This window comes from Novosphingobium sp. (assembly GCF_030696665.1).
Lineage (GTDB): Bacteria > Pseudomonadota > Alphaproteobacteria > Sphingomonadales > Sphingomonadaceae > Novosphingobium.
The window spans coordinates 1-19,412 of record NZ_JAUYRV010000029.1 but is presented as its reverse complement, the minus strand read 5'-3'; the positions used below and the strand labels follow the sequence as shown (position 1 = coordinate 19,412).

General features: G+C 62.2%; 14 protein-coding genes and 1 pseudogene. 12 read left to right on the top strand and 3 right to left on the bottom strand.

Annotated features, from left to right (window positions below; all coding sequences use genetic code 11):
* Positions 1 to 2: 2 nt before the first annotated feature.
* The 3 genes from Q8R81_RS07855 (at position 3) to Q8R81_RS07845 (ending at position 4,949) form a co-directional block, all read left to right on the top strand.
* A complete protein-coding gene (locus tag Q8R81_RS07855; protein WP_305616876.1) occupies positions 3 to 740 on the top strand; it encodes a response regulator in 738 nt (245 codons plus the stop codon).
* 5 nt (positions 741 to 745) lie between these two features.
* Positions 746 to 2,155: a HAMP domain-containing sensor histidine kinase gene (locus Q8R81_RS07850; protein WP_305616875.1), complete on the top strand. Its 1,410-nt coding sequence runs from the start codon at positions 746 to 748 to the stop codon at positions 2,153 to 2,155.
* A 109-nt stretch (positions 2,156 to 2,264) separates the two neighbouring features.
* On the top strand, positions 2,265 to 4,949 hold the full coding sequence (locus Q8R81_RS07845) for a M1 family metallopeptidase (RefSeq protein ID WP_305616874.1): 2,685 nt from the start codon (positions 2,265 to 2,267) through the stop codon (positions 4,947 to 4,949).
* A 48-nt stretch (positions 4,950 to 4,997) separates the two neighbouring features.
* On the opposite strand, the gene Q8R81_RS07840 is transcribed toward Q8R81_RS07845, so the two are convergent.
* On the bottom strand, positions 4,998 to 6,572 hold the full coding sequence (locus tag Q8R81_RS07840) for a helicase HerA-like domain-containing protein (protein ID WP_305616873.1): 1,575 nt from the start codon (positions 6,570 to 6,572) through the stop codon (positions 4,998 to 5,000).
* Positions 6,573 to 6,674: 102 nt separating this feature from the next.
* Between Q8R81_RS07840 and pabB the strand changes: the two genes are divergently transcribed.
* The 4 genes from pabB to arfB are packed head-to-tail and all read left to right on the top strand — an operon-like array spanning position 6,675 to position 10,708.
* Positions 6,675 to 8,444 (top strand): aminodeoxychorismate synthase component I, encoded by a 1,770-nt coding sequence (gene pabB, locus Q8R81_RS07835; protein ID WP_305616872.1) that lies wholly within the window; start codon positions 6,675 to 6,677, stop codon positions 8,442 to 8,444.
* A complete protein-coding gene (locus Q8R81_RS07830; protein ID WP_305616871.1) occupies positions 8,441 to 9,610 on the top strand; it encodes a pyridoxal phosphate-dependent aminotransferase in 1,170 nt (389 codons plus the stop codon). Before pabB ends, Q8R81_RS07830 begins: the two co-directional genes overlap by 4 nt.
* Positions 9,610 to 10,293: an RluA family pseudouridine synthase gene (locus tag Q8R81_RS07825; RefSeq protein ID WP_371135331.1), complete on the top strand. Its 684-nt coding sequence runs from the start codon at positions 9,610 to 9,612 to the stop codon at positions 10,291 to 10,293. The genes Q8R81_RS07830 and Q8R81_RS07825 overlap by 1 nt, the downstream gene beginning before the upstream one ends.
* 1 nt (position 10,294) lies before the next feature.
* Positions 10,295 to 10,708 carry an alternative ribosome rescue aminoacyl-tRNA hydrolase ArfB gene (arfB, locus tag Q8R81_RS07820; protein ID WP_305616869.1) on the top strand — a complete coding sequence of 138 codons (414 nt, stop codon included), beginning with the start codon at positions 10,295 to 10,297 and terminating at the stop codon, positions 10,706 to 10,708.
* A 148-nt stretch (positions 10,709 to 10,856) separates the two neighbouring features.
* Here the strand turns inward: arfB and murA are convergent, their stop codons facing one another.
* Positions 10,857 to 12,140 carry a UDP-N-acetylglucosamine 1-carboxyvinyltransferase gene (gene murA / locus Q8R81_RS07815; RefSeq protein ID WP_305616868.1) on the bottom strand — a complete coding sequence of 428 codons (1,284 nt, stop codon included), beginning with the start codon at positions 12,138 to 12,140 and terminating at the stop codon, positions 10,857 to 10,859.
* Between the two features lie 136 nt (positions 12,141 to 12,276).
* On the opposite strand from murA, the gene galU reads away from it, so the two are divergent.
* Positions 12,277 to 13,167, top strand: coding sequence for a UTP--glucose-1-phosphate uridylyltransferase GalU (gene galU / locus Q8R81_RS07810; protein ID WP_305616867.1), 891 nt, complete (start codon positions 12,277 to 12,279; stop codon positions 13,165 to 13,167).
* A gap of 12 nt (positions 13,168 to 13,179) precedes the next feature.
* On the opposite strand, the gene Q8R81_RS07805 is transcribed toward galU, so the two are convergent.
* Entirely contained in the window at positions 13,180 to 13,854 is a 675-nt protein-coding gene (locus tag Q8R81_RS07805; protein ID WP_305616866.1) for a TetR/AcrR family transcriptional regulator, read from the bottom strand.
* Positions 13,855 to 14,037: 183 nt separating this feature from the next.
* On the opposite strand from Q8R81_RS07805, the gene Q8R81_RS07800 reads away from it, so the two are divergent.
* The 4 genes and pseudogenes from Q8R81_RS07800 to Q8R81_RS07785 all read left to right on the top strand — a co-directional run.
* Positions 14,038 to 15,150 (top strand): Gfo/Idh/MocA family protein, encoded by a 1,113-nt coding sequence (locus Q8R81_RS07800; RefSeq protein ID WP_305616865.1) that lies wholly within the window; start codon positions 14,038 to 14,040, stop codon positions 15,148 to 15,150.
* Between the two features lie 13 nt (positions 15,151 to 15,163).
* Positions 15,164 to 16,219 carry a sugar phosphate isomerase/epimerase gene (locus tag Q8R81_RS07795; RefSeq protein WP_305616864.1) on the top strand — a complete coding sequence of 352 codons (1,056 nt, stop codon included), beginning with the start codon at positions 15,164 to 15,166 and terminating at the stop codon, positions 16,217 to 16,219.
* Between the two features lie 395 nt (positions 16,220 to 16,614).
* A complete protein-coding gene (locus tag Q8R81_RS07790) occupies positions 16,615 to 19,002 on the top strand; it encodes a TonB-dependent receptor (protein WP_305616863.1) in 2,388 nt (795 codons plus the stop codon).
* A gap of 194 nt (positions 19,003 to 19,196) precedes the next feature.
* Positions 19,197 to 19,412, top strand: a pseudogene (locus Q8R81_RS07785) (electron transfer flavoprotein subunit beta/FixA family protein); the annotation flags it as partial.

The window sequence follows — 19,412 nt, the reverse complement described above, 5'->3', positions numbered from 1 at the left end:
TCATGAACGAAGCGCCGATCCGCATTCTCCTGGTCGATGACGAACCGGCCCTGCGCGAACCCCTGGCGGACTATCTTGTCCGGCAGGGGTTTGTCGTGACGCAGGCCGGCACAGCCGCCGAGGCCCGCAGTCGGCTGAACGAGGCCGGGTGCGATCTCGTGCTGCTCGACATCATGATGCCGGGTGAGGACGGGCTTTCGTTCTGCCGCCATCTGGTGGAGGCAAAGCGGCTGCCGGTCATTTTCATCACCGCCAAGGGCGAATCCACCGACCGTATCGTCGGGCTGGAAATCGGCGCAGACGATTATGTGGTGAAGCCGTTCGACCCGCGCGAACTGGTGGCGCGCATCCGTTCGGTCTTGCGCCGCGCAACCAAGCAGTCGAGCGAAGTGTCCGACGCGGTAATCTATGAGTTCGAAGGCTGGCGGCTCGATCCGCTCAAGCGCCGGTTGCTTGACCGTGAAGGCGCGGTTGTGGCCATCTCCTCGGCGGAATTCCGCCTGCTGCTGGCGTTCCTCGATCACCCCCGGCAAGTGCTGGATCGTGACCGTCTGCTCGACATGGTACAGGGCCGCGAGGCACACCTGTTTGATCGCGCGGTAGACAACCAGATTTCACGTCTGCGCCGAAAGGTTGAGGTCGACAGCCGCAATCCGCAACTGATCCAGACCGTGTGGGGCGGCGGCTACATGCTCGCCACCGAAGTGCGCAAACGCCCTGCTACTGATGCGGAAAGCTGATCGGCATGGGGGGTATTCGCCTTTGGCCGCGCAGCCTGCAAGGGCAGGTTCTGCTGGCGATCGCGCTGGCACTGCTGGTGGCGCAGGCTATTTCGGCCACGCTGATCTGGCGCGAACAGAACCATCGCCGCGAAGTGTCTATGGTCAGTTCGGCTGCCTTTCGCCTCATCGGACCAACCCCTGAGGAGCGCAGGCAGCGGCGCGGCGACAGGCACGGAGACGGCGAAGAGCGCGCACCACCGCCGTTCCGGCTTTCGCATAGCGACCAATCGCCCCAGCGTGCCGGCGAACGCCGTCTGCCGCGCGTGGAGCGCGAACTGGCCGAAGTGCTGAGCGCCCAGGGTGTCGATGCCGCCGAAGTTGTGGTGTTTGAACGCAACCCCATGCGCGATGGGCCGAGTCTGGAGTTCTGGCAGCGCAACAAGCGAAAGCTGGCTGCGGTCACCAATGAACCGATGCCGCGTCTGGTCATCGCCTCGATCCGGCGGCAGACAGGCGGCTGGACCTCCACCCGCGTCTTCACTGAAGGCGGCGAAATGCGCGTGCTGGCCCCGCTCGTCGCGCAAACCATCGTGCTTTACCTTGTGTTGGTGGGCACGATGGCGCTGATCCTGCGGCGTATGGCCCGCCCGCTCAAGGCGCTGACCCGGCGGGTTGAGGACTTTGCAGGAAACCGTGCACTGGACGGGCAATTGCAGCCTGAGGGGCCGGACGACATCCGGGGCCTGATCGTGGCGCACAATGCGATGGAAGCGCGCATCGCGGCGATGCTTGACGAAAAGGACGTGATGCTTGGCGCGATCGGGCACGACCTCAAGACGCCTCTAGCGGCACTTAGAGTGCGCATAGAGGCAGTTGAGGACGATACCGAGCGCGGACGCATGGCCGCGACGATTGAGGACATCAACCGCTCGCTCGACGATATTCTTTCATTGGCACGGGTTGGCCGTCCGTCCGATCCGGTGGAGCCGACCGAGCTTGCGGCGCTGGTTGCCGATGTGATCGGCGAGTTCGAGGACATGGGCGAGCCGGTGGAACTGGGGGAGACGGACCGCATCGTCCTGCCGGTGCGCGCCACATGGATGCGCCGGGCGCTGCGCAATCTGGTGTCCAACGCCATGCGTTATGGCGAACGCGCGCGGGTATCGCTCCACCGTGAAGGGCACATGGCAGTGCTGCGGATCGAAGACGATGGCCCCGGCATCCCCGAAAACGAAATCGCGCGGATGATGGAGCCGTTCACCCGGCTTGATGCTTCCCGCAACAGCAGCACGGGCGGCAGTGGCCTTGGCCTGACACTCGCCCGCGCAATTGCCGACCAGCATGGCGGCACGCTCACGCTGGCCAACCGGCGTGCGTCTGGCGGGCAGGTGCAGGGGCTGACGGCCATCGTGCAATTGCCAATCGGGGCATAGTCAACCGACGTTGGTCGGACGTGCAAGGCGCTTTGTCGAAAGGATTCGCGGGGGAGCGGACCGGTTGCTAGTGCAACCAATCTTTCAGGTTCCGGAGTTCCCGCCCCCGATGCGTACCCTTTCCCTTGTTTCAGCGCATTCCTTTGTTTCGGCAATGGCGCTGTCGATTGCTGCTGTCTCTGCTCCGGCGTTTGCCCAGAGTTCCGCCAATCCCTCAGCCGCAGCGGGCGTTCACACCGATCTGCCGCGCGTCGCCCACCCTTCGCACTATACCATCGCGATCACGCCCGATGCTGCGAATCTGAAGTTCAGCGGCCAGTCCTCGGTCGATCTGGAAGTGACTGAGGCAACGCCGTTCCTGACGCTCCATGCGCTGGACCTCAACATTTCTGCGGCCACACTGACGCCTGCAGGCGGCACCGCGATGCCGGTGACCATCACGATGGACGCCGCCAGCCAGACCGCGCGCTTCACAGCTGCACAGCCCTTGGCCCCCGGCAAGTACCGCCTCGACACGACCTACACCGGGATCATCAACACGCAGGCCAACGGCCTGTTTGCGCTCGATTATCCTGACAAGATCACCGGCAAGGACGTGCGCGGCCTGTTCACCCAGTTCGAAGCGCCCGATGCGCGCCGCTTTGCCCCCATGTTCGACGAGCCGATCTACAAGGCGACGTTCGACCTTTCTGCAGTTGTCCCTGCCGCTCAGATGGCGATTGGCAACATGCCGGTGGCCAAGGAAGAGCCGCTGGACGGCGGGCTGAAGCGCGTGACGTTTGGCACCAGCCCGAAGATGTCGTCATACCTGCTGTTCTTCTCACTCGGCGATTTCGAACGCATGGCAAAGGAAGCGGCTCCCGGCGTGCAGGTCGGCATTGTCGCGCCCAAAGGCAGCGGCGAGCAGTCCCGTTATGCGCTGAACGAACTTGCGCCGCTGGTGCCTTATTACGCCGAATACTTCGGCCAACCCTATCCGCTGCCCAAGCTGGATAACGTGGCCGCACCCGGCCAGTCACAGTTCTTTTCGGCGATGGAAAACTGGGGCGCGATCCTGACGTTCGAGCGCATCCTGCTTGTTGATCCCGCGATCACCAGCGCAGCGGCGCGCCAGAACCTTGTGACCACGCAGGCGCATGAAGTGGCGCATCAGTGGTTTGGCAATCTGGTGACGATGGCGTGGTGGGAAGACCTGTGGCTGAACGAAGGCTTTGCCAGCTGGATGGAAACCAAGGCCACCGCCCATTTCCACCCCGACTGGTTCCCGCTGCTGGGCCGCGTGAACGGGCGCGATGCGGCGATGGGCCTTGATGGGTACAAGACCACGCACCCCATCGTGCAGGAGATCAAGACTGTCGACGAGACCAATCAGGCCTTCGACGCGATCACCTATCAGAAGGGTGAAGCGGTCATTTCGATGCTTGAAGCCTTTGCGGGTGAAGGCGTGTGGCGCGATGGTTTGCGCGCCTACATGCGCGATCACAAGTTCGGCAACACGCAGTCCAAGGATCTGTGGCAGGCCGTTGAAAAGGCAGGGGCGCCGGGGCTGACCGCCATCGCGCTCGATTTCACCACCAAGCCCGGCATTCCGCTGGTCAAGGTGATGGGCATGACCTGCAAGAAGGGCGTGGCTACGCTCAATCTGGAGCAGAGCGAGTTCAGCGTGGACCGCAAGGCGGAAGTGGCTGCCAAGCCGCAGCAGTGGAAGGTTCCGCTGCTGGTTTCCAGCGGTTCGGGTGAGCCGGTGCGGACGATCCTCGATGGCGGGAAAGCCACGGTCAGCGTCAATGGCTGCGGGCCGGTGGTTATCAACGCGGGCCAGCTTGGATACTACCGTTCGCTCTACACCCCCAAGATGCTGCAATCGCTGAAGGCGGCTATGCCAAGCCTTGCCCCGGTTGATCAGATGGGTCTGATTGCAGACAATCTGGCGCTCTCGGCCAGCGGCTATCAGCCTTATGGTCCGGCGTTTGATCTGCTGGCTGCCATTCCGGGCAATGCCAATCCGGTGGTGCTGGGCAATGCGTTCGGCGATTTCGTGGGTGCATGGCGCACGCTGGACAAGGACGCAGCGGCGCAGAAGAAACTCGCTGCCAAGGTTTCGGCAAACTACAAGCCGCGCCTGCTTTCGCTTGGGTTCGAACCCAAGCCGGGTGAAAGCCTGCCCGATGCAGACCTGCGCTCAACGCTGATCGCCGGTTTCGGCACAATGGGCGATGCCGATGTGGTGGCCGAAGCGCGCCGCCGGTTTGGGCAGCTTGCTGCAAACCCCAAGGCGATGGACGGGCCGCTCAAGACCACGTGGCTGAACATCATTGCACGCAATGCAACCAAGGCAGAGTGGGATGCGATCCGCGATCTGGCGGCTGCATCGAACAGCGGGGTGGAGCGGCAGTTCCTCTATACGCTGCTGGGCCGTCCAGTGGATGCCTCGCTGGCCAAGGCTGCGCGCGATCTGGCGCTGACCGATGCTCCGGGCAAGACCACCAGTGCAGCGATGATCGTGGCGTCAGCCGGGCTGCATGCGGATGAGACTTACGCCTTTGCCCTTGCCAACCGCGCGCAGATCGAGGCGCTGGTCGATGCGCAGAGCCGGGTGACCTTCATCGCCGGGCTGGGTTCCAATTCCAGCGACCCGGCGATGATCGACAAGCTCAACGCCTTCAAGGCCACGGTTCCGGCTGAGGCGGCGCGCCCGGTTGATCGTGTGATTGCGGTGCTGACAGAGAAAGCCAAGTCGCGTCCGCTCTATGCCAAGGGCTTGTCGGATTGGTTGGCGAAGCTGAAGAAGTAAGCAAAGTTGGCCGCGCCGGTGCCCTAGGGCATCAGCGCGGCCCTGTTTTCAGCGCAGCAATCCGCCCATGATGCCGCGTGCGAAGCGGCCGAAGGCGGCTCCGCCGATGGAGGTGGCGATTGTGCCGACCACGGCGGTGAGGCCCGTGGATACTGGCGATGCGCTCGATTTTTTGCCCGTGATCTTGGCGGCAATTACGGCGCCTGCGGACGAGGCAACGGCTCCTGCTGCGGCCTTACCGGCCTTTTCCCACATCGAAGTGGTGCGGCGCGGTGCGGCACGCTGCGCTTCCTCGCCTTCCTCGTCCACCTGCTGCGCGGCGGCGGCGGCATCTGCGGATTTCTGCGCCAGCACTTCGGCAGCGGATTCGCGGTTTACGGCGCTGTCGTATTTGCCATCGAACGGGCTGATCGACTGGATGATCGCGCGCTCCTTTGGCGTCACCGGCCCGAGGCGCGAGCGGGGCGGGGTGATCATCGTCCGCTGCACCACCGAAGGCGACCCATCGTCGTTCAGCGTCGAAACCAGCGCCTCGCCCACTTTCAGTTCAGTGATGACCGTCTCGACATCCAGTTCCTTGTTGATGCGAAAGGTCTCTGCCGCGGCCTTGATCGCCCGCTGATCGCGCGGGGTGAAGGCGCGCAGGGCGTGCTGCACGCGGTTGCCCAGCTGGCCTGCGATCTTTTCGGGAATGTCGATGGGGTTCTGCGAGATGAAGTAGACGCCCACGCCTTTGGACCGGATCAGGCGCACGACCTGCTCCACCTTGTCCATCAGCGCATCGGGGGCATCTTCGAACAGCAGGTGGGCCTCGTCAAAGAAGAACACGAGGATCGGCTTGTCCGGGTCACCCACTTCGGGCAGCGCTTCAAACAGTTCGGACAGCAGCCACAGCAGAAACGTGGCGTAAAGCTTGGGGCTTTGCATCAGCTTTTCGGCGGCCAGCACATTGACGATGCCGCGCCCCTGATCGTCCACCTTGATGAAGTCGTTGATTTCAAACGCCGGTTCGCCAAAGAACCGGTCTGCGCCCTGGCTTTCGAAGCTGAGCAACTGGCGCTGGATCGTGCCGACGCTGGCCTTGGAAACATTGCCGTACTTGCCCGAAAGCGCGCTGGCGTTTTCCGCGCAGGCCATCAGCACGGATTGCAGATCGGGCAGGTCGATCAGCAGCAGTCCGTTGTCATCGGCATAGCGGAACGCGATGTTGAGCACGCCTTCCTGCGTATCGTTCAGGCCCATCAGGCGCGCCAGCAGCAGCGGCCCCATTTCCGAAATGGTGGTGCGGATCGGGTGGCCGTTCTCGCCATAAAGATCCCAGAACACTGCCGGATTATCGGCATAGGCATAGTCGGTGATGCCCAGATCCTTGGCGCGCTGTTCAAGGCTGGCGGCGTGCTTGAAGGTGGGGCTGCCGGCCATTGAAATGCCCGCAAGGTCGCCTTTCACGTCGGCCATGAACACGGGTACGCCGCGCATCGAAAATTGTTCGGCAATGCCCTGCAAGGTCACCGTCTTGCCGGTGCCGGTCGCCCCTGCGATCAGCCCGTGGCGGTTGGCCCGGCGCAGGCGCAGCACCTGCCGTTCGCCGTTGGATGCAAGACCAAGGTAGATATCGTCCATGCCAGAAACCCCGTTCGTTTGCCCGATGATTAGGCTGGGGAACCGCCCCTTGCGAGGGGTTTTTGCATCCGGAGCGGGGAACGGCTAGAGCGCGCTCCAGCCATGACGCCCAAGCCCTTCATCTTGCTCGACGATGCCCGCCGCGACGGTGCCAGCGACGCGCGTCTTTATGAGGACGCGGTCGAAGTGGTGATCGCGCGGCGGGCCGAAGATGTGGAGGCGGCGCTGGCGCAGATCGCGGCAACGCCGGGCGATTGGGCAGGCTATCTTGCCTATGAAGCAGGGCTGGCGCTCGAACCGCGCCTTGCCCCTCTGGCGGAAGAGCGCACCGGGGCGGCAGGACCGCTGGTGTGGTTCGCGCGCTTTGCCAAAGTTACACGCATGGCCAGCGCCGAAGTGGAGCGCTGGTTGGCCGACAAGGCCGCAGGTCCGGGGCGGCTTGGGCCGATGGGCGCGGCGATCTCGTGCGGGGGTTATGCCAAGGCTTTTGAACTGGTGCAGGAAGCGATCCGCGCCGGAGACATCTATCAGGCGAACCTCACCTTTCCGCTGGCGGGCACGTGGGACGGTGATCCGCTGGCGATCTATGCCGATGTGCGGCGCGATGCGCGTGCCGGTTATGGCGGGGTGATATGGGACGGGGCGCACTGGCACCTCTCGTTCTCGCCCGAACTGTTTTTCAAGCTGGCAGACGGCGAAGCGCGCGTGCGCCCGATGAAGGGCACTGCGCCGCGCGGGGCGACGCCGGAAGAGGACGCGCGCTTCAAGGCGGACCTTTCGGCCAGCGTGAAGGACCGCGCCGAAAACCTGATGATCGTGGACCTGATGCGCAACGATCTGTCGCGGGTGTCGAATGCGGGTTCGGTCAAGGTCGAAGCGCCCTTTGCCATCGAAAGCTATCCCACGGTCCACCAGATGGTGACGACGGTGCGCGCGAAACTGGCTCCGGGCGAGGACGTGCGCAGCCTTCTGCGCGCCATCTTCCCCTGCGGATCCATCACCGGCGCGCCCAAGATCCGCGCGATGGAGCTGATCCATCAGGCAGAGCGCGATGCGCGCGGGGTGTATTGCGGATCAATCGGGCGGATAGACCCCTCTGGCGATGCCGCGTTCAATGTGGCAATCCGCACGGTGCGCTTGTCGCCGGATGGCCGCGCGGTCATGGGGGTAGGGTCGGCGGTCGTTGCCGATTCCGTGATGATCGGCGAATGGCGCGAATGCGTGGTGAAGGGGAATTTCTTGCGCTTGTCTGCTGGCCATGCCGACCTGATCGAAACGATGGCCTTTGATCCCGTGAAGGGGATCGCCCTGCTCGAACTGCATCTTGAACGCATGAAGGCCAGCGCGCTGACGCTGGGCTTCAGCTTTGATCGCCACGCGTTGCGCAATGCCATCCACGCGCTGTGCTTCGATCTGGATGCGCCCGCCAAGGTGCGGCTGGTGGTGTCAAAAAGCGGGGCGCACGCGCTTGACGCCGGGCCGCTGCCCGCGCCGCTCGAGAGCCTGACCTGTGCCGTGCTGCCGCTGCCGGTGTCGGACGGTGACTGGCGGCTGCGCCACAAGACCACCGACCGAGGCTTCTACGAAGCAGGCCTTGCCGCGGCCAAGCAGGCTGGTGCAGGCGAGGCGTTGTTCTTGCGCGATGATGGCTTGCTGACCGAGGGCATGTTCACCAACATCTTTGTGGAGCGCGATGGCGTGCTGCTCACCCCCCGCGCCGAACTTGGCCTGCTGCCGGGCGTGCTGCGGCGCTCGCTGATCGAGGCTGGCCGCGCGGTTGAGGCGGACCTGACGCTTGACGATCTGGCGGGCGGTTTCCTCGTCGGCAACGCCCTGCGCGGGCTGATCCCCGCACGGCTGCTCGGCGCATGACCCAGCTTTCACATGCCCTCGCGCGTATCGCGCCATCGCAGACCACCGCCATCACCGACCGTGCGATCCAGTTGCGGGCCGAAGGGCGCGATGTGATCTCGCTCTCGGTGGGCGAGCCAGACTTCGCCACCCCCGCGCACGTGGTGCAGGCGGCGAAAGATGCGCTTGACGCAGGCGATACCAAATACACCGCCGTCGCTGGCACACAGCGCTTGCGCGAAGCGGCCGCGCTGCACTTCCGCCGCGATCTGGGCATCGAAGTGCCGCCCTCGCAGGTGATCGTCAGCGCAGGCGGAAAGCAGGCCATCTTCCACGCGCTGCTGGCCACGCTCGATCCGGGCGATAACGTGTTGATCCCCAGCCCGTGGTGGGTGAGCTACCCTGAAATTGTCCGCTTTGCGGGCGCGGAGGTTGTGGACCTGCCGACTGATGCGGCGGGCGGTTTCCGCATTACCGCCGCCCAGCTTGACGCTGCCATCACGCCCGCCACGCGCTGGCTCCTGCTCAACAGCCCCGGCAACCCCACCGGCGCGACTTACCCCGCAGAAGAACTACGCGCCCTTGGCGAAGTGCTGCGCCACCACCCCCGCGTGCTGGTGATGAGCGACGATATCTACGCCCCCCTGCGCTATGGCGAAGGGATGCACGCCACGCTGGCAGTGGAATGCCCCGATCTGGCCGACCGCATCCTGACCGTATCCGGCGTATCGAAAAGCCACGCGATGACAGGCTTCCGCATTGGCGTTTCGGCCGGTCCGGCATGGTTGATCGGCGCGATGGGGCGGTTGCAATCGCACTCGTCGGGCAATGCAGCCTCGATCAGTCAAGCCGCTGCCGTTGCCGCATTCGAAGGCCCGCAAGATTTCCTCATCGACTGGCGCGAGCGTTTCCGCGCGCGGCGTGATAGGGTCTGCGCCGCGATCAACGCCATTCCCGGCCTCTCCACCCCGATCCCCGATGGCGCGTTCTATTGCATGGTCGATGCCGCGCCGCTGATGGCGCGCTTCGGAAACGATGAAGCGCTCTGCCTCCACCTGCTGGAAAGCGGCGTGGCAGTGGTCCCTGCATCGGCCTTCGGTGGCCGTGACGGTTTCCGCATCAGCTTCGCGGCGGACGAAGCAAAACTCGAAGAAGCGCTCCGGCGTATAGAAAAGGCCGTAGCGTGATCGATTTTTCCATCCTGTTCGAAGACGGCGAAGCCTTGGTGATCGACAAGCCAGCGGGCCTGCCGCTGGACCGTCCGCGCGCGGGCGGGCCGTGCCTCGAAGACCACCTCGATGGCCTGCGCTTCGGCTTCCAGCGCGAACCGCATCCCGTCCACCGGCTTGATCAGGACACTTCGGGATGCCTGCTGCTGGCGCGCAACCCCAAGGCGCTGAAACGCTTCTCCGCTGCGTTTGAAGCGCGCGAAGTGGAGAAGGTCTATCTTGGCATCGTTGCATGCGAAGTTGAGGGCGAAAGCGGCACCATCGACCTTGCGCTGTCCAAGATCAGCTCGGCCGAAAAGGGCTGGCGCATGATCCCGGCGAAGAAGGGTAAGCCGTCCGTCACGCACTGGAAAGTGGTAGCGCGCAAACCGGGCATGACGCTGGTCGAGTTCCGCCCCGAAACCGGGCGCACCCACCAGATCCGCATTCATGCGCTTGCAGGGCTTGGGGCAGCGCTGGTCGGCGATCCGATCTATGGTGACGGCAAGATTGCATGGCGCACGATGCTCCATGCTTCGGAACTGAAGGTCACGCGCGAAGGCAAGGAGCCGATTGACGCCTACTCGCCCATGCCGCTGGATTTCGCGGCTTTTGCGTTTGATGTGCCCGTAGTGGGCGAAGTGCCTGCCACCGAAGATTGACATGAACGTTGACGCTCTCGTCGCCCACGCACTGACGCTGGTCGAGGAAAGCTTCATCGCATCTGCCGGGCCGGGTGGGCAGAATGTCAACAAAGTGGCAACCGCCGTGCAGGTGCGGCTCGATGTCTTCATGCTGCGCCTGCCACCCGAAATATTCCATCGGCTGAAGGAATTGGCGGGGAGCAAGATGACCGCCAAAGGCGAGATCGTCATGACCGCGCGCAGCTATCGCACGCAGGAGCAGAACCGCGAAGACGCGCGCAAACGTCTTGGCGAATTGCTCCGCGATGCTTGCAACCTGCCGCAGAAACGCGCCAAATCCCGCCTCAACCGCGTGGGTAAGGTGCAGCGGCTGGCGGGCAAGAAGATACGTGGCGTGGTGAAAGCCGGACGCGGGAAGGTGAAGCTGGATTAGAGCGGTTCAGTCCGCTTCCTTCACCCGTCATTCCCGCGAAGGCGGGAATCCCGCGTCGGGAAAGTCGTCGCCTTGCGACGGCCTGCTTGTTGGACTGGATTCCCGTCTACACGGGAATGACGAAGGTTTTTTGTGGACGAGGCCCGGCTCAGTCCCCGCCGACCCGCTCGATCTCAGCGCCCATCAGCGACAGCTTTTCCTCAAGCCGCTCATACCCGCGATCAAGGTGGTACAGGCGGTGGACCTGCGTTTCGCCCTCTGCCGCCAGCCCGGCGATCACAAGGCTCATCGAAGCGCGCAGATCGGTTGCCATCACTTCGGCACCGGTCAGCTTTTCCACGCCGTGGACCACAGCCGTGCGGCCCTTGGTCTCGATATGCGCGCCCATGCGGTTCAGTTCGGGCACGTGCATGTAGCGGTTTTCAAAGATCGTCTCGGTCAGCACCGACGATCCCTTGGCAAGGCACAGCATCGCCATCAGCTGTGCCTGCATGTCGGTGGCAAAGCCGGGGTACGGCGCCGTTGAAAGCGTGACCGGCTTCAACGGACCGTCAGCCGCCACGTGAATGCCGCCCTTGGTTGGCTCCACATGCACGCCTGCATCGCGCAGTGCCTGCACAGTCGCTTCCATGTCCTCGATCTTCGCGCCCTGCAGCGTCACCTCACCGCCGGTGATCGCTGCGGCGCAGGCATAGGAGCCAGCCTCGATGCGGTCTGGCATGACCATGTAGGTCGCACCGTGCAGCCGGTCCACGCCATGAATGGTGATGTCGGAAGTGCCGATGCCCTCAATCTGTGCGCCCATTGCCACCAGCATGTTGCACAGATCGACGATTTCCGGCTCCCGCGCAGCATTGTGCAGCGTGGATTTGCCCTTGGCGAGGACGGCGGTCATCAGCGCATTCTCGGTCGCGCCGACGGACACCACCGGGAAGGAATAGCGGCCGCCCGGAAGCCCGCCATCAGGCGCAATCGCGCGCACATAGCCCGCGGCCAGCTCGATGGTCGCGCCCAGCGCTTCCAAAGCCTTCAGGTGAAGGTCGATCGGGCGGTTGCCAATGGCGCAGCCACCGGGAAGCGATACGGTCGCCTCACCGGCACGGGCCAGCAACGGACCGAGCACGAGGATAGACGCACGCATCTTGCGCACCAGATCATACGGCGCAACATTGGAGGTCAGGCGCGTGGCCTGCAGCGTCATCACGCGGCCAAAATCTTCCGGTCGTGCGCCAGCGATGGACGTGGACACCCCGAACTGGTTCATCAAGTGCTGGAAACCATCAATATCGGCAAGGCGCGGCAGATTGCGCAAAGTCACCGGCTCATCCGTCAACAGTGCGCACGGCAGCAGGGTGAGGGCCGAATTTTTTGCACCGGAGACAGGCACCGTGCCCGAAAGGCGCTTTCCGCCGCGAATGATGATCTTGTCCATCGCCGTCATTTAACCGGTTTGCTGCCCCGTGCAAGCATGAGCGATGCCGAAACCCGGCCACACTGGGTTGACATTCTGCCTCAGTAATTGTGCAGTGCATCATGAGGGTGCAACAAACCGTGGACATTATTGGCAAATGAGCTTGAACCAGCCGCGCAAACCGATCCGCAAGGCCGTATTTCCTGTTGCGGGCCTTGGCACCCGCTTCCTTCCGGCAACGAAGGCGATTCCCAAGGAAATGCTGCCGGTGATCGACCGTCCGCTGATCCAGTACGCGGTGGATGAAGCGCGCGAGGCGGGCATCGAACAGCTGATATTCGTGACCGGGCGCGGCAAGACTGCGATTGTCGAACATTTCGACACCGCCTACGAACTCGAACACACGATGAGTGGCCGTGGCAAGCAGCTAGATGTGCTTGATGCGACACGCATCCAGCCCGGCAATCTGGTTACCGTGCGGCAGCAGGTGCCGATGGGGCTTGGCCATGCCATCTGGTGCGCGCGCGCCGTGGTGGGTGATGAACCCTTCGCGATTTTCCTGCCTGACGAAATGATGGTCGGCTCGCCCGGCTGCATGAAGCAGATGGTCGATGCCTACAATGAAGTTGGCGGCAATCTGATCTCCGTGCTCGAAGTGCCGCGCGAAGAGGTGTCGAGCTATGGCGTGATTGCGCCGGGTGCCAAAGTATCGGATTCGCTGACCGAGGTTACCGGCCTTGTCGAAAAGCCGAAGACTGAAGATGCCCCTTCAAACCTGATCATTTCGGGCCGCTATATCCTTCAGCCCGAAGTGATGCGCACGCTGGAAAGTCAGGACAAGGGTGCCGGTGGCGAGATTCAGCTGACCGATGCAATGGCGCGCATGATCGGCCAGCAGCCGTTCCACGCGGTTAAATTCGATGGCCGCCGGTTCGATTGCGGCAGCAAGGTCGGCTTTGTCGAAGCGACGCTTTCGCTGGCGCTGGAGCGGCCCGATATGGCCGACGAAGTGCGCGCCATCATGCGGCGCCTGCTTGCCGAGGGGTAAGCAGGCTGTCGTTCAGGGCGCGCGCAAATAGGCCAGACACATCCGTCCGAGTTCACGCTTGAGCACGTCCCAATCGTAATCGTGCGCCGCTTCGCCCGATGAGCCAAGGCTCAGCTGGCGGGCGAGCGTTGCGAAAACGATCTTGTAGGCCGAGTTGGCCCTGGTTTCGTGGTCGCCTCCACCAAAGTCGGCGCGATAATGCAGCATGGCCTGCATCCCGCGATCCGTTGCGCGCAGGGCGTGGTCCTTGCCCGGCTTGGACACCAGCGGGTCGAACGACGCGCGTTCCATCGCAAGGCGCAGCAGCGGTGCGTTGATCCGCAGCACTTCGGCATAATCCGCCACATAGCGCGGCATGAATTCATCGAGCGTGGGTGATTGGGCCAGCACGTCGTTCACCATTGTCTCTTCGGCCAGCGCCAGTTCTTCAAGCGCGCGGGCGATGACGGCGCGCACCAGATTGTCCTTGCTCTGAAACCGCAGGTAGATCGATCCGATTGAAACTGCGCCGCGCTGATTCACGTCCTGCAACGTGAAATCCTCGTTGCCGCGCTCCAGCATCAGTTCGCGCGCCGCGCTCAACATGCGTTCGAGCGAGGCCTTGCTGCGGCCCTGCTGCGGCTTTCTGCTCACGGTTTCGACTGCCAGCGCCGGTTCTTCCGCAGGCCGCTTTGCGCTTCGCGCCATCGTCTTCGTCTGCCAATCCTGAAATGGAAATTCTAGAATGCTGTTGCGCCGCAGGTTTTGCATGAAATACCTTCAAAGGCGAAGCCAAAAATGCGAGGCAGGCACACGCAGCCGGTTGACCCGGCAATGTTCACAACTAGAATACACCTTCTAATGACAGCGATGACAGAGCGGGAGAATAAGATGCGGCGTTTGCGAATGGGCATGATCGGTGGCGGGCCGGGTGCGTTTATTGGCCCGGTACATCGCTATGCCGCCGAGATGGACCGCGAGATCGAACTTGTTGCAGGCGTGTTCTCCAGTGACGCAGCGCGCAGCGCGGCGGCGGGTGACAGCTACCGCATTGATCCTGCGCGCGCCTATCCCTCGCTGGACGCGATGTTCGCGGGAGAGGCTGCACGCGCGGACGGCATCGATTTCGTTTCGATTGTCACGCCCAATCACAACCACCTGCCATCGGCCCGTGCCGCTCTTGCGGCGGGGTTCCCGGTGATGACCGACAAACCGCTGACCGCTACTCTTGCCGAAGCGCACGAACTGGCCGGGCTGGTGGCAAAGGCCGGCCTACCTTTCGGCGTGACCTACACCTATTCGGGCTACCCGCTGGTACGCGAAGCGCGCGCCCGCATCGCTGCAGGTGAAATCGGCACGATCCGCAAAGTCGTTGTCGAATATCCGCAAGGCTGGCTGGCCGGTGAAGCAGTGGGCAAGCAGGCCGAATGGCGCGTCGATCCGGCCAAGGCAGGGCTGGGCGGCTGCATCGGCGATATTGGTGTCCACGCGTTCCAGCTCGCGGAATTCGTGACCGGCCTGCGCGTGACCGAAATGCTCGCTGACCTCGGTTCCGTGGTGCCGGGTCGCCTGCTGGACGACGATTGTTCCATCCTGCTGCGCTTCGAAAATGGGGCACGCGGGGTGCTGCTCGCCAGCCAGATCGAAGTTGGCGAACTCAACGGCCTGCGTATCCGTGCCTATGGCGACAAGGGCGGGATCACCTGGAAGCAGGAGGAGCCGAACACGCTCACGATTGCCCACCTTGATGGCACCTGCACGCTGGTCCGCTCTGGAACTGGGGCGCTCGGCCCCGACGCCGCATCGCGCACCCGCACGCCCGGCGGCCACCCGGAGGGCTATCTTGAAGCCTTTGCCAACCTATACCGTGATTTCGCCGCGCTGGTCCGGGGCGAAGGCGCACCGTTGCTGCCCGGCATTGCCGATGGCCTGCGCGGCATGACTTTCATCGACACCGCCGTTTCTGCCAGCCGCAACAATGCGGGCTGGGTAAAGCTCGCCTGAGGAGAGAGCCACAATGAAGACGATCAAAGGCCCGGGCATTTTCCTCGCCCAGTTTGCGGGTGACACCGCACCGTTCAACAGCCTTGAAGCCATCGCCGACTGGGTGGCGGGCCTCGGCTACAAGGGCGTGCAGATCCCCAGTTGGGATGGCCGCCTGTTCGACCTGGAAAAGGCCGCCACCAGCCAGACTTACTGTGACGAGATCAAGGGCATGCTGGCCAGCAAGGGGCTGGAGATCACAGAGCTTTCCACCCATCTGCAGGGTCAGCTCGTGGCCGTTCACCCGGCGTTTGACGCGCAGTTCGATGGCTTCGCTCCCGCAGCCGTACACGGCAATCCCGCCGCCCGGCAGGAATGGGCCGTGCAGCAGATGAAGTATGCCGCTAAGGCCAGTGCCAATCTCGGCCTTGCCGCCCATGCGTCGTTCTCGGGCGCATTCGCATGGCCCTATTTCTACCCCTGGCCCGCGCGTCCAGCGGGCTTGGTCGAAGATGCCTTCGATGAACTCGCCCGCCGCTGGAAGCCGATTCTCGACGTGTTCGACGAGAATGGCGTCGACGTGGCGTATGAAATCCACCCCGGCGAAGACCTGCACGATGGCGTGACTTTCGAGATGTTCCTCGAACGCGTCGGCAACCATCCGCGCGCCAACATTCTCTACGATCCGAGCCATTTCGTGCTGCAACAGCTCGATTATCTGGCTTTCATCGACATCTACCACGAACGTATCAAATGCTTCCACGTGAAGGATGCTGAGTTCCGTCCGAACGGTCGCTCGGGTGTCTACGGTGGCTATCAGTCGTGGGTTGATCGCCCCGGCAGGTTCCGCAGTCTGGGTGATGGGCAGGTGGATTTCCCCGGCATCTTCAGCAAGATGGCTGCGAACGACTATGCGGGCTGGGCGGTGCTTGAATGGGAATGCGCGTTGAAACATCCCGAAGTGGGTGCAGCCGAAGGCGCGCCATTCATTGATCGGCACATCATCAAGGTTACCGAACACGCCTTTGATGATTTCGCAGCGGGCGGTGCCGATCGGGCGCTAAATGCAAGGCTCATGGGCATCGGCTGAACGCGCTCTGCCAGCCGCTTAACCAAGACGCCGACAGGACCATCCTGTCGGCGTTTCTTTTTGTCCGCGACCTATGCATTCATTCCATAGATCATAAATCATGCATATTATTTCCTATTTGGATCATTTTTTTGACGGTATCAGAAGTGTCGCAGGAGAACACGGCATAAGCCCTGAATGCAGAGTCTCAGCCTATATCACCTGCAAGATTCATTATTTTACTTGATGCAAAGCTTGCGTCATCGCGTGTCTTGCCAATTGCCCGCAGCCCGGTTTGGGACCCGGCTCACACAACTCTCACAACAAATAGAACATTGCTTCTAGTTTTGTGAATTTAAATATGCTAGCGAGCGAAGCACGCCAAAAATGGCGCTACATGGGGAGGAAAGACGACCATGCCCAAGACCACTTTCACGCGCGCATTGCTGATGAGCGCTTGCTCAATGGCTTTTGCGCTTCCGGCCGTTGCGCAGGAAAATGCAGCCGACGAGACTGATCCCAACGTCATCATCGTCACCGCGCAGAACCGCGCGCAGAACGTCAATGACGTTCCCATCGCGATCAGCGTGGTGAATGCCGAGCAGCTTCAGCAGGCCGGCTTCTCCAACATGAATGACATCGGTAAGATCGCTCCGGCGGTTCAGCTCAATCAGGATCAGGGGACCATCAAGGTCACCGTTCGTGGTGTCGGCACCAACTCGAACGATGAATCGCAAGATACGTCTGTCGTCGTGAATATCGATGGCGAGTACATGAACCGTCCGCAGGCGCTCAGCATCGCGCTGTTCGATCTCGATCGCGTCGAAGTTCTGCGCGGGCCGCAAGGCACGTTGTACGGTCGCAACGCGACCGGTGGTGCGATCAACTTCATTACCCGCAAGCCGGGCAAGGAATTCGCTGCCAACGCCTCGGCAAGCTATGGCAACTACAATGCCGTGCGTCTTGATGGCGGCGTGACCGTGCCGCTCGGTGATGTCGGTGGCATCCGTCTGGCCGGCTTCTATGACGAGCACGATGGTTACGTGAAGCACCCCGCACGCGCGCCGTTCAATCTTCGTGGCTTCAATTTCCCGGCCTTTGCTGGTGGACGGTCGGACGACAACAAGTCCTACGGTGGCCGTGCTTCGATCCAGCTTGAGCCGACCGACGCGTTGACGGTCTATGTAGCCGGTGAATATGCCAAGCGCGAATTTACGCCTCAGGCTTTTGCCGCCGCCGATTTGAACGCTGCCGGCAATGGTCCCACAAACCGCAACTGTGCCACGGCCCCCGGCTTCAGCCAGGTTGCACCGGCATATGCGGCGCGCGGCCAGGTTCTGTGCATTCCGAACCAGACCAACTTTCTCGCCAACTTCGACCGGGGCGAATATCAGGCTCCGGCATTTGGTCTCGGCAAGCTGACGCAGGACACTTATGCATTGCGCGGCCGTCTCGCCTATGAAGTTAGCGATGCTCTCACGATCAGCTACATCGGCGGCTATCGCAAGTTCGACGGCACGCCCGGTCAGGTAATCACGCTGCCCGTGAATTATCGGTCATTTGGCTGGAACCAGCAAACCAGCACGCAGAGCCATGAACTCCGGTTCGCCGGTGAAGCCAGCGGCATCACCTATCAGGTCGGTGGCTTCTACTTCAAGGAAACCGTCAACTCCGAAAGCAGCTTTGCAACCACGTTCGGTCCGAACGTGGTGACGCTGTCCTACTTTGGCCGTGATATCACCAGCGAAAGCAAGTCGGCGTTCGGTCAGGTTGAAGTCCCGCTCGGTGAAACGCTGACCGCCGTGGGCGGACTGCGCTACACCGAAAATTCGCGCGATGCGCTGTATCGCAACGCAACGCCGTTCGGCGCCGGGCCGCCAGATCCGCAGTTGTTCGGTATCGAACCCGCTCGCCGCGACTTTGCCAACCTCCGGTTCAAGACAATCTTCCCTCTGTCCAGCCGGGAAGACAAGATCACTTGGCTCGCTGGCCTGAACTACAAGCCTAACAACGATACGCTGATCTTTGCCAAGGCCTCGACCGGCTTCAAGGGTGGCGGTTTTGACTCTGTGGGCGACTACAAGCCAGAATCCAACACAGCCTATGAACTGGGCTGGAAGCAGACCTTCGGCGATCAAAGCCAGCACCAGTTCAACCTCGGCGGCTTCTATTACGATTACAAAGACCTTCAGGTTTCAGTCCTGCTTGATACTGCTGTCGGTGGCCAGACCTTCAATGCGGGCAAGGCCAAGATCTGGGGCATAGAGGCATCCGCAGACTTTTCGCTGAGCGACAATGATCGCTTCCACGCCTCGGTGAACTACCTCAATGCCGAGTACAAGGAACTGTTCGCCCAGTTCAACGTGTTCGATACGACGAGCGCACTCAATGGCATTGGCGATCTCGACCCGGTAACGCCGGGCGTGCAGCAGCCGAACTTTGCGGGCAATCGCCCCCCGTTCTCTCCTGAATGGGTAATTACGGCTGGCTATGATCACACGTTCAACCTGGGTAGCGCCGGTACGGTGCGGGCAAGTGCGAACACAACGTTCAAAAGCTCGTATTTCACCGATTTCTACAACTATCGTGATGGCCAGCAGAAAGCATTCACGCAAACCGATATGAGCCTTGAATACAAGCCGGAAAATGGCCGCTTCTCGCTCACCGCATTTGCCAAGAATCTTGAGAACATGCGTCCTCTGACTTACGGCAGCTTCGTATCGGCCGGACCGTTCGATGACGTGTTCAACTGGCAGTTCGGTACGCCGGGTACCTACGGGGTTCGTCTCGCGGTCGATTTCTAAGTCGATCCGGGCAGTTTACCTGAAGGAAAGGGGAGCGGGCAACCGCTCCCCTTTTGCTTTGTGGCATGCTCAAACTGCAAAGTTTCGCTTTGCACCTTTGCAATTTTACCGTGGACAGCCTGCCTGATCCAAGCCATCGCGGCCAGTGAAGGTGCGAAAGCACCCCGGTGAACACAACCGCAGGAGCGAATGCCATGAAAGCCTTGGTCTGCGTGAAGCGCGTGATTGACTATAACGTGAAGCCCCGCGTGAAGGCGGATGGCACGGGTGTTGATCTTGCGAACGTGAAGATGAGCATGAACCCGTTTGACGAGATCGCGGTTGAGGAAGCCATTCGCCTGAAGGAAAAGGGCGTGGTGACCGAGATCGTGGCGGTGTCTGTCGGACCGCAGAAGGCGCAGGAAACGCTG